Genomic DNA, 14,270 nt, shown 5'->3' with positions numbered 1-14,270 from the left:
ACCAGCGGTTTCAGCGCGAAGGTGGCAGGCGCTGGGCGTCTAGTTCACCGGCACGATCTTGCCAGGGTTGAAAATGTTCTGCGGATCGAGCGCCTGCTTCAGCGCGCGCATGGCGTCGATCGCCTCGGGGCCGAGTTCGGCCTCGAGGTATTTCTGCTTGCCCTGCCCGATGCCGTGCTCGCCGGTGCAGGTGCCGCCCATCGCCTGAGCCCGCTCGACGAGGCGGTGCATGAAGTCCTCGCCGCGCGCCATTTCTTCGGTATTGTCGACGTCGCAGACCAGCGAACAGTGGAAGTTGCCGTCGCCGACATGGCCGACGATCGGCGACAGCAAATTGAGCCGTTTCAGATCGTCCTCGGTCTCGGTGACGCAATCGGCCAGCCGTGAGATCGGCACGCAGACATCGGTCGCCACCACGCCTGCGCCGGGACGCAGCGCCTTCACCGACCAATAGGCGTCATGCCGCGCCTGCCACAGCTTGGTGCGGTCCTCCGGCTTGGTGGTCCAGGTGAAATCGCCGCCGCCGCATTCCCTGGCAATCTCGCTGAAATTCCTCGACTGCTCGGCCACTTCGACCTCGCTGCCATGAAATTCCAGAAGCAGCAGCGGCGTCTCCGGCAAGGTCAGCTTCGAATAGGCATTGCAGGCGCGAACCTGCTCGGCGTTGAGCAGTTCGATCCGCGCGAGCGGAATGCCGGTCTGAATGGCAAGGATCGTCGCCTGACAGGCGCCGCGCACAGTTTCGAACGAACAGGCGGCGGCCGCGATCGTCTCGGGGATACCGCGCAGCTTGATGGTGAGTTCGGAGATGATGCCCAGCGTGCCTTCGGCGCCGACGAACAGATGCGTCAGATCGTAGCCGGCCGCGGATTTCTTCGCCCGCGTGCCGGTTGTGATGATGTCGCCGTCGCCGCGCACCACTTTGAGCGCCAGCACGTTGTCGCGCATGGTGCCGTAGCGCACCGCATTGGTCCCGGAGGCGCGCGTCGAAGCCATGCCGCCCAGCGACGCGTCGGCACCGGGATCGATCGGGAAGAACAATCCCTGGTCGCGCAGATGCTCGTTCAGCGCCTTGCGGGTGACGCCGGGCTGGATCACGCAATCCAGATCCTCGGCATGGACTTCGAGGATCCGGTTCATGTCGCGCAGGTCGATGCACACGCCGCCGGCCGGCGCGTTGACCTGGCCCTCGAGCGACGTGCCGGTGCCGAAGGCAATCACGGGAACGCTGTGTTTGGCGCAGATCCGTACCACGTCCTGGATGTCCTGGGCTTCCTGCGCCATCACCACCGCGTCGGGCGGCTGCGTCGGCAGCCAAGTGGTGGTATGGGCGTGCTGCTCGCGCACCGCCTGCGAGGTGATCAGCCGGTTGCCGAATCGCGCCGCGAGCGCCTCGACCGCGCTTGCCAGCCCCTGCGGCTCCGGCCGCTTCACACTACCTGATATCGTCGTCGCCACGCTAAATTCCTCCCGGATTTGAGCGGACCGTGGCAAAGGATATAAGGGGGGTCAAGAGACCCGCAAAAACAAAGGGATGGATGATGACGACCGCTGCCGCCGCCGGCGACCGCCTGAAGACGATGCGCCTGCCGCCCGCCCCGTTCCTATCGTCGGTGATGCAGATCGAGCCGCAATGGATCGACTATAACGGCCACCTCAACATGGCCTATTACAACGTCATGATGGACCGCGCGATCGACGAAATGTGGCTGCAGCTCGGGATCGGGCCGGCCTACATGAAGGAACGCCACTGCTCGACCTTCACCGCCGAATGCCATGTACGCTACATACGCGAGATTCACCTCGGCGATCCCGTTCAGATTTCGGTTTATTTGTTAGGTCATGACGAGAAGCGGCTGCATACGTTCGAGGAACTGCGGCACGCGACCGAAGGCTGGCTCTCCGCCACCTCGGAAAACATGACGCTCCACATGGACATGAAGGCGCGGAAGGTTGCGCCCTTCCCGCCGGACATTCGCGCCCGCATCCAGGCGGTGGTGGACAAGCATGCCGCCGTGCCGCGGCCCGAAGGCATCGGCCGCAAGGTGGCGATGCCTTCGGGATAGCCATTCCGGTCGCTAGACGTTGCTGCGTCCGCGCACCAGTCCAACTACGGCCGAGATCAGAAACAGAATCACGGCAATAAAGAAGATCGCTTTGGCGATTTCGACAGACGCACCGGCGATGCCGCCAAAGCCCAGAACACCCGCGATCAACGCAATGATCAGAAACGTAACGACCCAGCTCAGCATGACACGACCTCGATTGGCTGTTGCTCTCGCGATGGCGGCGGCTGACGCATCGCCCATCGCCTGCAGGACCAATCCGGCCCGGGAATGATGGTTCCGGGCCGCAAAATCGCGAAATTTGACGATTGCGGCGGAACAAAATCGCAGCGGGGTCCTGATATCCGGCCCGCAAAAGCGATCGCAGAAAACCTGTCAAAACGGCCGGCGAGGCCCTATATGGCCCTCAATCCCTGCTAAGAAGGCTCCCCTTTACCGCCTCACAGTGCCATCGTGGGGCCAACACGATTCGAGCATGACCGAGCCGAGCAAACTGCCCCATCACGGCGTCCCCGAGCACCAGCCTGCGGCTGGCGGCATCGCTGCGCGTGCGCGGGCCGCGGCCGGTCCGCAATATCTGAACGGCCTCAATCCGGAGCAGCGCGAAGCCGTCGTGACGCTGGATGGGCCGGTCCTGGTGCTGGCCGGCGCCGGCACCGGCAAGACGCGGGTGCTGACCACGCGCATCGCCCACATCCTGAGCCAGGGCCGCGCGCGGCCGCACGAAATCCTCTCGGTGACCTTCACCAACAAGGCCGCGCGCGAGATGAAGCTGCGGCTCGGCCAGATGCTCGGCCAGGCCGTGGAGGGCATGCCGTGGCTCGGTACCTTCCACTCGATCGGCGGGCGTATCCTGCGCATTCATGCCGAACTGGTGCAGCTCAAATCCAATTTCACCGTGCTCGACGTCGACGACCAGGTGCGGCTCTTGAAGCAATTGCTGCAGGCCGAGAACATCGACGACAAGCGCTGGCCCGCGCGCATGCTGGCCGGATTGATCGACGGCTGGAAGAACCGCGGGCTGGCGCCCGGCCAGGTGCCATCAGGCGAAGCCGCGATGTTCGGCAACGGCAAGGGCGGCAAGCTCTACGCCAGCTATCAGGAGCGGCTGAAGATTCTCAACGCCGCCGATTTCGGCGATCTCTTGCTGGAGAACATCCGGCTGTTCCGCGAAAACCCCGATGTGCTGCGGCAGTACCAGAGCCGGTTCAAGTTCATTCTGGTCGACGAATATCAGGACACCAACGTCGCGCAGTATCTCTGGCTGCGGCTGCTGTCGCAGGCGCCGTCGCGGCCGGGAGTGCCGCTTTCGGCGATCATTCCGGGGCGCATCGATACCCCCGTCATTCCAGGGCGCACCGACTCCCCCGTCATTCCGGGGCACGCCGAAGGCGTGAACCCGGAATCTGGAGATAAAGAGGACTCAGCTCGAGATTCCGGGTCTGCGCTTTCAGCGCATCCCGGAATGACGGCGGCTGCGTCTCCCTCCTCGCCCCCCAAAAACATCTGCTGCGTCGGCGACGACGACCAGTCGATCTATGGCTGGCGCGGCGCGGAGGTCGACAACATCCTGCGCTTCGAGCACGATTTTCCCGGCGCAAAGGTCATCCGCCTCGAACGCAATTACCGCTCTACCGGACACATTCTCGCCGCCGCCTCGCATCTGATTGCGCATAACGAAGGCCGCCTCGGCAAGACATTGCGCACCGAGGACGTCGACGGCGAGAAGGTCACGGTGACCGGCTCCTGGGATTCGGAAGAGGAAGCCCGCGCCATCGGCGAGGAGATCGAGGAGCTGCAGCGCGCGGGTGAAAACCTCAACGAGGTCGCGATCCTGGTGCGCGCCTCGTTCCAGATGCGCGAGTTCGAAGATCGTTTTGTCACGCTCGGCCTGCCCTATCGCGTGATCGGCGGCCCCAGGTTCTATGAGCGCGCCGAAATCCGCGACGCGTTGGCGTATCTGCGCACGATCAATTCGCCGGCCGACGATCTCGCCTTCGAGCGCATCATCAACGTACCGAAGCGCGGACTCGGCGACGCCACCGTGCAGATGCTGCACGACCACGCCCGCAAGCGTCGTATTCCCCTGTTCGAAGCGGCGCGCGCCGTGGTCGAAACCGACGAGTTGAAGCCGAAGGCGCGCGGGTCCTTGCGCGACCTCGTCGCGCAATTCGACCGCTGGCGCGCGCAGCGCGAGGTGACCGCGCATACGGAATTGGCCGAAATCGTGCTCGACGAAAGCGGCTATACCGAGATGTGGCAGAAGGACCGCTCGGCCGACGCCGCGGGCCGGCTGGACAACTTGAAGGAACTGGTGCGCTCGATGGAAGAGTTCGAGAACCTGCAAGGCTTCCTCGAACACATCTCGCTGGTGATGGACCGCGACGGCGGCGCCGAGGAAGAAGCCGTCTCGCTTATGACGCTGCATTCGGCCAAGGGGCTCGAATTCGACAATGTGTTCCTGCCCGGCTGGGAAGAAGGCCTGTTCCCGAGCCAACGCACGCTCGACGAACAGGGCCGCGCCGGCCTCGAAGAAGAGCGCCGCCTCGCCCATGTCGGCCTGACCCGCGCGCGCCGCCGCGCCAAACTCTATTTCGCCACCAACCGCCGCATCCACGGCACGTGGTCGACCACGATCCCCTCGCGCTTCCTCGACGAATTGCCGGCAGCCAATGTCGAGATCACCGAGTCCAAGGGCGGCTCCGGCTGGGGCGGCAGCGGCGGCTACGGCCCCTCGCGCTTCGACAACGTCGAATCCTTCGGCTCCAGCTACAGCACGCCGGGCTGGCAGCGCGCGCAGGCCAATCGCAACCGCGGCCAGGGCAACCGCAACGGACAGGCCCGCGGCGGCTTTGAGGAAAGCCAGTCCTCATTTTCAGGCTCGCGCGGCGATGCCTTCTCAGGCGGCGGCTTCTCACGCAACAAGCGCGGCCCGATGGTGATCGAGGGCGAACTGGTCGCGAAATCCACCGGCACCATTTCCGAATTCTCGCTCGACGACCGCGTGTTTCACCAGAAATTCGGCTACGGCAACGTGGTGAAGATCGACGGCAACAAGCTGACGATCGCATTCGAAAAGGCCGGCGAAAAGAAGGTGGTCGATAGTTTCGTGGAGCGGGTTTAAGGGCGATAATTTTTCTCCACGCGATTGCATAAGCGGCATAGCGTTCCTATCTCCCGGTTCCCACCCCTTCCCCGCGTCGATTCCGGCCGAAGTGCCGCTGTGTCGTTCGCCCATTTTCCGTTTCAGACTGCCATGCTCGCGATGCCCCCTATCATATCCGTCTCAAATCTCTCAAAAACCTACGGCTCCGGCTTCAAGGCGCTGAACAAAATCAATCTGGACATCAAGCGCGGCGAGATATTTGCGCTGCTCGGTCCGAACGGCGCCGGCAAGACCACGCTGATCAGCATCGTCTGCGGCATCGCCAATCTGAGCGAGGGCAGCGTTACGGTGGGCGGGCATGACATCAACCGGGATTATCGCGCCGCGCGCTCGCTTATCGGGCTGGTGCCGCAGGAGCTGCACACCGACTCCTTTGAAACCGTGTGGGCGACCGTCAGCTTCAGCCGCGGCCTGTTCGGCAAGCCGAAGAACCCGGCCCATATCGAAAAGGTGCTGAAGGACCTGTCGCTATGGGACAAGAAAGATTCCAAGATCATCACGCTCTCCGGCGGCATGAAGCGCCGCGTGATGATCGCGAAGGCGCTGTCGCATGAGCCGCAGATCCTGTTCCTGGACGAACCCACCGCAGGTGTCGACGTCGAGTTGCGCAAAGGTATGTGGGATGTGGTACGCGCGCTCCGGGCCTCGGGCGTCACCATCATCCTGACCACGCACTACATCCAGGAAGCCGAGGAGATGGCCGACCGCATCGGCGTCATCAACAAGGGCGAGATCATCCTGGTCGAGGACAAGGCCGGGCTGATGCAGAAGCTCGGCAAGAAGGAACTGAAGGTGCATCTGCAAGGCAAGATCGATGCGATCCCCGCCTCGCTCGCGGCCTACAATCTGGAACTGTGCGACGACGGCCACGCGGTCATCTATGACTACGACACCAAGGGCGACCGCACCGGCATCACCAGCCTGCTCGGCGATCTCCGCAGCGCGGGGATCCGTATCTCGGACCTCGATACCCGCCAGTCGTCGCTGGAAGACATCTTCGTCAGCCTGGTGAGGGCGCCATGAATTACCGTGCGATCCGCGCCATCTATCTGTTCGAAATGGCCCGTACCTGGCGCACGCTGCTGCAGAGCATCGTCTCGCCGGTGGTCTCCACCTCGCTCTATTTCGTGGTGTTCGGCGCCGCGATCGGCTCGCGCATCACCGAGGTCGAGGGCGTCAGCTACGGCACCTTCATCGTGCCCGGGCTGGTGATGCTGTCGGTGCTGACGCAGAGCATCGCCAACGCCTCGTTCGGCATCTATTTTCCTAAATTCGTCGGCACCATCTATGAAATATTGTCGGCGCCGATTTCCTATTTCGAGATCGTGATCGGCTATGTCGGCGCGGCGGCGACCAAATCGATCATTCTCGGCCTGATCATCCTCGCCACCGCCGCGCTGTTCGTACCGCTGCATATCCATCATCCCGTGTGGATGCTGACCTTCCTGGTGCTGACGGCGGTGACGTTCAGCCTGTTCGGCTTCATCATCGGCATCTGGGCCGACGGGTTCGAGAAGCTGCAGATGATCCCGATGCTGGTGGTGACGCCGCTGACCTTCCTCGGCGGCAGCTTTTACTCCGTGAACATGCTGCCCTCGGGCTGGCGCACCATCACGCTGCTCAATCCCGTGGTCTATCTGATCTCGGGCTTCCGCTGGAGTTTTTACGAGATCGCCGATGTCAGCGTGGGCTTAAGCCTCGGCATGACGCTCGGCTTCCTCGCCATCTGCATGGCCCTGGTGTGGTGGATTTTCCGGACCGGATACCGACTGAAGAACTGACACCTGCCTCGTAGCCCGGCCCCCATCCTCCGCTCGCGAAAAAGTCAGCGTCGCAGCAGGCCTGCGCCGTCCTGCCGCCTTGTTTGCGCCGCGGGCGGCGTTAACGATTGCAGGCGCAGGCTACTGGAACCAGTACCGGTTTCCGGGCATATTGATGCCCGGGGGGACGGAGAGCCGGCGGTTTTTAGTACAGGGGCCTGGAGGCCAACGGTAACATGCGTTCCTTCCTCATTGCCGTCACCGCGCTGACGCTGTTTGCCGCGGGCGCAGCCCAAGCCAAAGTAGCCATCACCGTCGATAAGGATAACCAGCAGATGACCGTCGCTGTCGACGGCGTCGAGCGCTACCGGTGGCCGGTGTCGTCAGGTCTTCCTTCCTACGAGACGCCGAGCGGCAGCTTCCGCGCCTTCCGGATGGAAGAAGACCACTACTCCAAGGAATTCGACGACGCGCCGATGCCGCATTCGATCTTCTTCACCAAGATCGGCCACGCCATTCACGGCACCGATTCCGTCAACCGTCTCGGCAGCCCTGCCTCGCACGGCTGCGTGCGACTGTCGCGCGAGAATGCCTTAAAGCTCTGGGATCTGGTGAAGCAGGAAGGTGTGCTCAACACCACAGTGACGCTGACCGGCTCCTCCCAGGTCGCGCTGGCGCGCAATCCGCGGCCACGCGGCAACACCGCCGTCGCGCGCCGCGCGCCGCTGCCGCAATATGAGCAGCAATACGACGCCGTCGGCGATCCCGTCGTGATCACACCGCAGCAGCAGCGCGTGGCGCCGCAGGCCCGGGCCGACGACGGCTATATCTATCCCGCCGATGGTTCTTCGAACGAAGCGCGCTATCCCGCGCCGCCCAGCCGCCGCGTCTACGACACCCAGGCCTATCAGCAGCAGCAGCAATATTACGGCAACCGCGGCTATGCACCGGCGCCGCAAGGCTACTACTATCAGCCGCGGCAGACTTATCAGCCGCGCGGGCTGTTCACCTACCAGGACTGACCGGGCGAATTTTTTGCGGCCGCGATCCTAACCGTCAGTCGCGCTCGCCAGCATGCGGTCGCGTTGCGCCGTCAGCCGCGACTGTTGCCAGGCGTCGTGCGCCATCATCCCGGCCGCCATCGCCACGACGAAAACGATGATTCCGGGCGATAGCGTCGCAAGGCTTTCCAGCGCCGGTCCCGGGCACAGGCCTACAAGGCCCCACCCTACTCCGAACATCGCCGCACCCGCCAGCAGCGGCAGATCGATTCCCGATTTGCCCGGCCGGAAATACTCTCCGGCAAACCAGGGCCGCGCACCGCGATCGGCGAGCCTGAAGCCGGGCACCGACACTGCGAGCGCCGCAGCCATCACCACCGCGAGACTCGGATCCCACGCGCCGAAGATATCCAGAAAACCCAAAACCTTCGCCGGCTGCACCATGCCCGAAATCAACAAGCCAGCGCCGAAGATCAGGCCGCAAATCAAGGGAGCGATGATCCACATGGCTCAACCTCTCAACACGTGGTGGGTGATCGCCACCGTGATGACCGCCGTCACCATGAAGACGATCGTGGCGGCGATCGAACGCGGCGACAACCGAGCTATTCCGCAGATGCCGTGACCGGAGGTGCAGCCGCCGCCAAGCCGGGTGCCGAACCCGACCAGCAGTCCTGCCGCGACAATGACGGCCCAGTTCGATGGCAGCTTGGGCGGCGCCATTCCGTAACCGATCAGGCCGGCGAGGATTGGCACGAGAATGAGTCCGGCGATGAAAGCGATGCGCCAGCCCTTGTCCTCGCCGCGCACATTCAACAGGCCACTGAAGATGCCGCTGATCCCGGCGATCCGGCCGGTCGACAACATCAGCAGGACGGCGGAAAGCCCGATCAGCACGCCGCCGATCGCGGCGGATACGGGAGTGAAATTGGCCATGGCGGACTTCCGTTCATTGGAGCACGCCCGATCATAGGCGCGGCTTGCCCGATCGCAACCCGTCTATTCCTCGCCCTTTCTCAGCCGCCGCCATACCGCACCCAGCACGTTGGAATAATCGTCGGTCCAGACCCGCTGGTTGTCTTCGGCTTCAGTCAGCGCCCATTGATCCGACGACGCCAGCTTGCCGACGTCGGCCTCTTCCCGCGCCGAGACCACGACCGAGGTCGAGAAGATGTATTCATTGTCGCGGCCGGAATCCTCGCTGTAGACCCAGCTCTTCAGGTCGTTGGCGTCGGCGATGCCGACGACCACGCTCGACAATTCCAGATGCCGGTTGGAGACGTGCATCACCACCGCCCCCTGCGGCGCGAGCTTGGACTTGTAGATTTCCATCGCCTCTTCGGTCGCCAGATGAATCGGGATCGCATCCGAGGAATAGGCATCGACGATGATCAGGTCGTAGACGCCGTCGGGCTCGCGCGCGAAGGTCAGCCGCGCATCGCCGATCACGGGCTCCAGATTCGGTTCGCAGACATGGATGTAGGTGAAATATTTCGGGTCGCGCGCGGTATCGACCATCGACTGGTCGATCTCGAAGAATTTCCAGTCCTCGCCGGGCTCGGAGGCGCAGACCAGCGTGCCGGAGCCGAGCCCGATCACGGCCACACGCAACGGCGCGCCCTTGCGCTCGCGGATCGCCGTAATCGCCTGACCGATGCCGCCGTCCTTGTGGTAGTAGGTGATCGGCTCCGGCTGGCCGGTGACCGGCGTGCCGTCGTCGTTCTTGAACTTCTCGGCGCCGTGGATCGTGGTGCCGTGCATCAGCACGTGATACTGGCCGTTCGACGTCACCACGATCTTGTGGACGCCGAAGAAGCTGCGCACCGTCTCGACCCGTCCGTCGTCGGAGGGATACGCGCGCAGCAGCACCAGCGCCACCACGACGGTGGCAAAGATCTTCCAGCGGCTGGCGTTAAGCGCAAGCGCCAGCAGCGCCGCCAGCACACCGACCGCGCCGATCACCCAGACGCGATGATCTTCGAACCAGTTGAACCATTTTCCAGTCGACCAGGCGGGCGCGATCAATGCCACCGCCAGCACCGCGAGGAACGGCCAGTACCACGCGCTCCATCGCGGCAGGCGTTCGCCGCCCGGCGGCCGGCATAGCGCTGCCAGCGCCAACAGGATCGGATACTCTGCAACCCATGAGAAGGTGAACGGCGCAATCAGGCCGGCAAAGAGGCCGCCGACCATGCCGCCGAAAGAGAGCGCAACGTAAAAGCCGGTGAGATATTTCGCCGCCGGGCGCGTCCGCGCCAGTTCGCCGTGGCAGGCCATCGCGATCACGAAGAAGCAGAGCTGATGCCCGCCGAGCGTCAGCAGCAAATTCTGTTCGCCACCGACCGCCAGCAGCACCACGACGCCGGCAATCGCCAAAGGCTGCGCCAGCAGCATCCATTTGTGAGGGAGCAATGGCCGTGACTGGAACACCAGCACCCAGGTCAGGAGATAGAGCGACAGCGGCAGCACCCACAGCAAGGGCGCCGCCGCGACATCGGTGGAAATATGCGCGGTCACCGCGATCAGCAGCCCCGACGGGACGGCGGCAAGGAGGATCCAGCGGGCGCGTAAAATCCATGACGGCGCCGGCGCGGCGCTATCGTCGGCCGGCATGTTCAGTTCCGCCGCCTTCGCCGGCGAGCGCAGCAGCAACACGCCGCAGGTTGCGATCAGCACGATGAGCAGGCCATAGCCGCCGGTCCAGATCAGGTTTTGCATGCGCAGCGTGAACATCGGCTCCAGCAGCACCGGATAGGACAACAGCGCCAGGAAGCTGCCGATATTCGAGGAAGCGTAGAGGAAGTACGGGTCGGGACCGTTGGGGTGGCCGGTGCGGACGAACCAGGCCTGCAGCAGCGGATTGTTGGCGGCGAGCGCGAAGAACGGCAGCCCGATCGACACCGCAAACAGGCCGAGCAGCCAGAGCGCATAGCCTGACGTCGGCGGATCGCCCCACCCGCTCAAAATCGACAGCGGCAGCGTCAACATCGCCACCACGAGCAGCACCAGATGGACCGCGACGGGAACGGTGCGGTTGCGGAGCTGCATCAGGAAATGCGCATAGGCATAGCCGCCGAGCAGCAGCGACTGGAAGAACACCATCGCCACCGACCACACCGCCGGCGAGCCGCCGAGCCGCGGCAGCACCATCTTGGTGAACAAGGGTTGCACCGAAAACAGCAGCAGCGCGCTGACGAAAATCGCAGCGGTGTAAACGACCAGGACCAGCCGGTTCCGACTTTCGGAAGGCTGGTCCGCTGAAACGGACAGATCGGGAGAAGTCATCAAAACTCCGGCTGGAAACCGGCGGGCGCCGGTGGCGGGATGCCCGGCAGGGCCTCCGGAGGAGCGCAATGGAGCACAGGGCGACACGGCGAGCAATGCAGGATAAGAAAGCACGGATACGGCGCGCCGCGCCTATCCCGATCAAACCTTCTTGAAGCTGAAGCTGGCATGAACGAGACGGACGTTGTCATCATTGGGGCGGGGCATAACGGCCTCACCTGTGCCGCCTATCTCGCGATGGCCGGCCTGCGCGTAAAAGTGGTCGAACGCCGCAAGGCGATCGGCGGCGCCGCGGTGACCGAGGAATTCCATCCCGGTTTCCGCAATTCGGTGGCCGCCTACACGGTCAGCCTGCTCAATCCACAGATTGCTGCCGACCTGAGACTCGCCGAACGCGGCCTGCGTATCGTCGAGCGCCGCGCGCAGAATTTCCTCCCCGCGCCCGACGGCAGCTATCTTCTGACCGGCGAGGGCCGCACAAGACAGTCGGTGGAAAAACTCAACCCGCGCGACGCCGCACGTATCGACGCTTTCTCGCGCGAGCTGGAGGCCATCGCCGACGTGCTGCGGCAATTCGTGCTGCGCGCGCCGCCGAACATCGTCGAGGGCTTTGGGATCGGCGCGATCCGCGAAGCCTTCAACGCGGTGGGCACGGCCGGCATCCTGCGCAAGCTTTCGCTCGAACAGCAGCGCAACCTGCTCGACCTGTTCACGCGCCCGGCCGGCGAGATGCTGGACGAGCGTTTCGAGCACGACCTGGTGAAGGCGCTGTTCGGTTTCGACGCCATCGTCGGCAATTACGCCAGCCCCTACGCGGCGGGCTCCGCCTATGTGATGCTGCATCACGCGTTCGGCGAGGTGAACGGCAAGAAGGGCGTATGGGGCCACGCGATCGGCGGCATGGGCGCGATTACGCAAGCCATGGCGCGCGCGGCGCGCGGGCACGGCGCCGAGATCGAAACGGAAGCGGGTGTGCGCGAAGTGATCGTCGAGGGCGGTCGCGCCGCGGGCGTGATCCTCGACAATGGCGAGACCATCCGCGCGAAATACATCGTCTCCGGCGTCAATCCGAAACTGCTGTATACGCGGCTCGTGCCGTCGGGCGCGCTGACGCCGGAATTCCTCGAACGCATCTCGCGCTGGCGCAATGGCTCCGGCACGTTTCGGATGAATGTCGCGCTGAACGCCCTGCCCTCCTTCACCGCATTGCCCGGCATGGGCGACCATCTCACCGCCGGCATCATCCTCGCGCCCAGCCTCGGCTACATGGATCGCGCCTGGCAGGACGCGCGCAGCCATGGCTGGAGCCGCGAGCCGGTGGTGGAGGTGCTGATCCCCTCGACGCTCGACGATTCGCTCGCCCCGAAAGGCCAGCACGTCGCTAGCCTGTTCTGCCAGCACGTCGCGCCGGAATTGCCGGATGGAAAGTCGTGGGACGATCATCGCGAGGAGGTCGCCGATCTCATGATCGCGACGGTGGACAAATTCGCGCCGGGCTTTGCGGCCAGCGTGATCGGCCGTCAGGTGCTGTCGCCGCTCGATCTCGAGCGGCAGTTCGGCCTGCTCGGCGGCGACATTTTTCACGGCGCCTTGACGCTCAACCAATTGTTCTCGGCGCGGCCGATGCTGGGTCATGCCGATTATCGCGGGCCGCTGAAGGGGCTCTACCATTGCGGCTCCGGCGCCCATCCCGGCGGCGGCGTCACTGGCGCCCCCGGCCACAACGCCGCGCGGACCATCCTGCGCGATCATCGCGCGCTGTTCGGATAATCATGCGGCGGGTGGGGACAATGTGTATAAAGTCGGTGGGTAACGGCAGGAAAAGCCTGTGGATTGGTTGTCGAAAACTTGCCGTGGCGGCTGTGGAAACCTCGCCGCAGCGCCTGTGGATGATTCGCGCATAGCGGGTTGGCAAATGCCCAGCTCGGCTGTGGATAGTCGGTGGAGATTGCGTGCGCAAATCCCGGCCTAAGAATTGACGGGGCCGGCGCTTGGCGCACCGGTCCCGAAAATCCCACTTCAGCGAGTTCGAGATTCGTAACGAAGTTCGTCGACAACTCCCCGATCCACCTCTTTCTACTTTTTTCCAGGTCCTTCAATGACTTCCATAGCCCCTACACACCGCGTCAGCTTTGCAATCGGTGACGAGCACATAGCCAAAGGCGTTGTCGATGTCCTGACCGAAGTTTTTTTTGAGGGCCAGGCCGCGATCGCCGCGTTCGAACGGCCGGATGGCCGCTGGGACGTTACCATGCACTTCGCCGACGCGCCCGATCAGGCGCTGGTGCGCGAACTTGTCACCAATGCTGCAGGTAGCGATATCGGCGCAGGCATCGCCTTCGACACGGTCGAGGCCAAGGATTGGGTCAAGGCCAGCCTCGAAGACCTCGTTCCCGTCCCCGCCGGGCGCTTCGTCGTGCACGGCCAGCATGACCGCGACCGTGTCGCGCCCAACAAGCTCGGCATCGAGATCGAGGCGGCGCTGGCATTCGGCACCGGCCATCACGGCACCACGCGCGGCTGCCTGCTGCTGCTCGATCATGTCCTGAAAGCCTGGCGGCCGCGCCGCGTGCTCGATCTCGGCACCGGCACCGGGGTGCTGGCGATTGCGGCCGCCAAGGCGCTGCATGAAAAGGTGCTGGCAAGCGACATCGATCCGCCCTCGGTGCAGGTCGCTCGCGAGAACGCGCGGCTGAACGTGGCGGGCCATCTGGTACAGGCGATCCGTGCCACCGGCTTTTCCGCGCCGCAATTCGTGGCTGCTGCGCCGTTCGATCTGGTGCTCGCGAATATCCTCGCCAATCCGTTGCGGCAACTGGCAGCGCCGATGGCGCGGCATCTGGCGCCATCGGCGCTGGTCATTCTGTCGGGCCTGCTGACGCCTCAAGCGCCCGGCGTCATCGCCGCCTATCGCGCCCGTGGCCTGGTGCCGGTGCGGCACCTTCGCATCGAAGGCTGGAGCAGTCTCCTGCTGCGCAAGGTGAACTGAAAT

Annotated in this window: 12 protein-coding genes; 7 read left to right on the top strand and 5 right to left on the bottom strand. The window is 64.1% G+C overall.

All coding sequences use genetic code 11. The features are described from left to right. Positions 1-39: 39 nt before the first annotated feature. Positions 40-1,458: an FAD-binding oxidoreductase gene (locus V1288_RS19375; RefSeq protein ID WP_334358555.1), complete on the bottom strand. Its 1,419-nt coding sequence runs from the start codon at positions 1,456-1,458 to the stop codon at positions 40-42. 83 nt (positions 1,459-1,541) lie between these two features. Between V1288_RS19375 and V1288_RS19370 the strand changes: the two genes are divergently transcribed. After that, positions 1,542-2,066: a thioesterase family protein gene (locus V1288_RS19370; protein ID WP_334358554.1), complete on the top strand. Its 525-nt coding sequence runs from the start codon at positions 1,542-1,544 to the stop codon at positions 2,064-2,066. Between the two features lie 12 nt (positions 2,067-2,078). Here V1288_RS19370 and V1288_RS19365 read toward each other — a convergent pair whose 3' ends face one another. Continuing rightward, positions 2,079-2,252: a DUF1328 domain-containing protein gene (locus V1288_RS19365; protein WP_028350352.1), complete on the bottom strand. Its 174-nt coding sequence runs from the start codon at positions 2,250-2,252 to the stop codon at positions 2,079-2,081. A 289-nt stretch (positions 2,253-2,541) separates the two neighbouring features. Between V1288_RS19365 and V1288_RS19360 the strand changes: the two genes are divergently transcribed. The 4 genes from V1288_RS19360 (at position 2,542) to V1288_RS19345 (ending at position 8,014) form a co-directional block, all read left to right on the top strand. Beyond that, entirely contained in the window at positions 2,542-5,190 is a 2,649-nt protein-coding gene (locus V1288_RS19360) for an ATP-dependent helicase (protein WP_334358553.1), read from the top strand. A gap of 141 nt (positions 5,191-5,331) precedes the next feature. Continuing rightward, positions 5,332-6,255 carry an ABC transporter ATP-binding protein gene (locus V1288_RS19355; protein WP_334358552.1) on the top strand — a complete coding sequence of 308 codons (924 nt, stop codon included), beginning with the start codon at positions 5,332-5,334 and terminating at the stop codon, positions 6,253-6,255. Continuing rightward, the gene (locus V1288_RS19350) at positions 6,252-7,013 is read left to right on the top strand and encodes an ABC transporter permease (protein WP_334358551.1); all 762 of its coding nucleotides are present in this window, start codon (positions 6,252-6,254) and stop codon (positions 7,011-7,013) included. Before V1288_RS19355 ends, V1288_RS19350 begins: the two co-directional genes overlap by 4 nt. Positions 7,014-7,228: 215 nt before the next feature. Next, positions 7,229-8,014 (top strand): L,D-transpeptidase, encoded by a 786-nt coding sequence (locus V1288_RS19345; protein WP_334358550.1) that lies wholly within the window; start codon positions 7,229-7,231, stop codon positions 8,012-8,014. A gap of 27 nt (positions 8,015-8,041) precedes the next feature. Here V1288_RS19345 and V1288_RS19340 read toward each other — a convergent pair whose 3' ends face one another. From V1288_RS19340 to V1288_RS19330, 3 genes are all read right to left on the bottom strand, one after another. Then, entirely contained in the window at positions 8,042-8,500 is a 459-nt protein-coding gene (locus V1288_RS19340) for a DUF6691 family protein (RefSeq protein WP_334358549.1), read from the bottom strand. A gap of 3 nt (positions 8,501-8,503) precedes the next feature. Next, a complete protein-coding gene (locus V1288_RS19335) occupies positions 8,504-8,929 on the bottom strand; it encodes a YeeE/YedE family protein (protein WP_334358548.1) in 426 nt (141 codons plus the stop codon). A 63-nt stretch (positions 8,930-8,992) separates the two neighbouring features. Beyond that, a complete protein-coding gene (locus V1288_RS19330) occupies positions 8,993-11,278 on the bottom strand; it encodes a spermidine synthase (protein WP_334358547.1) in 2,286 nt (761 codons plus the stop codon). A 168-nt stretch (positions 11,279-11,446) separates the two neighbouring features. Between V1288_RS19330 and V1288_RS19325 the strand changes: the two genes are divergently transcribed. Beyond that, positions 11,447-13,048 carry a phytoene desaturase family protein gene (locus V1288_RS19325; protein WP_334358546.1) on the top strand — a complete coding sequence of 534 codons (1,602 nt, stop codon included), beginning with the start codon at positions 11,447-11,449 and terminating at the stop codon, positions 13,046-13,048. Between the two features lie 328 nt (positions 13,049-13,376). Continuing rightward, positions 13,377-14,267, top strand: coding sequence for a 50S ribosomal protein L11 methyltransferase (locus V1288_RS19320; protein ID WP_334358545.1), 891 nt, complete (start codon positions 13,377-13,379; stop codon positions 14,265-14,267). The last annotated feature ends 3 nt before the right edge of the window (positions 14,268-14,270 follow it).

The organism is Bradyrhizobium sp. AZCC 2176, from assembly GCF_036924645.1.
GTDB lineage: Bacteria > Pseudomonadota > Alphaproteobacteria > Rhizobiales > Xanthobacteraceae > Bradyrhizobium.
Note: the sequence above shows the minus strand (reverse complement) of the source record. Positions and strands in the feature narration are given on the sequence as shown.

Excerpts from the sequence above, each read along its gene's own strand:
- V1288_RS19370 (WP_334358554.1), top strand. The coding sequence starts at position 1,542 with ATGACGACCGCTGCCGCCGCCGGCGACCGCCTGAAGACGATGCGCCTG.
- V1288_RS19365 (WP_028350352.1), bottom strand. The coding sequence starts at position 2,252 with ATGCTGAGCTGGGTCGTTACGTTTCTGATCATTGCGTTGATCGCGGGT.
- V1288_RS19360 (WP_334358553.1), top strand. The coding sequence starts at position 2,542 with ATGACCGAGCCGAGCAAACTGCCCCATCACGGCGTCCCCGAGCACCAG.
- V1288_RS19355 (WP_334358552.1), top strand. The coding sequence starts at position 5,332 with ATGCCCCCTATCATATCCGTCTCAAATCTCTCAAAAACCTACGGCTCC.
- V1288_RS19350 (WP_334358551.1), top strand. The coding sequence starts at position 6,252 with ATGAATTACCGTGCGATCCGCGCCATCTATCTGTTCGAAATGGCCCGT.
- V1288_RS19345 (WP_334358550.1), top strand. The coding sequence starts at position 7,229 with ATGCGTTCCTTCCTCATTGCCGTCACCGCGCTGACGCTGTTTGCCGCG.
- V1288_RS19340 (WP_334358549.1), bottom strand. The coding sequence starts at position 8,500 with ATGTGGATCATCGCTCCCTTGATTTGCGGCCTGATCTTCGGCGCTGGC.
- V1288_RS19335 (WP_334358548.1), bottom strand. The coding sequence starts at position 8,929 with ATGGCCAATTTCACTCCCGTATCCGCCGCGATCGGCGGCGTGCTGATC.
- V1288_RS19330 (WP_334358547.1), bottom strand. The coding sequence starts at position 11,278 with ATGACTTCTCCCGATCTGTCCGTTTCAGCGGACCAGCCTTCCGAAAGT.
- V1288_RS19325 (WP_334358546.1), top strand. The coding sequence starts at position 11,447 with ATGAACGAGACGGACGTTGTCATCATTGGGGCGGGGCATAACGGCCTC.
- V1288_RS19320 (WP_334358545.1), top strand. The coding sequence starts at position 13,377 with ATGACTTCCATAGCCCCTACACACCGCGTCAGCTTTGCAATCGGTGAC.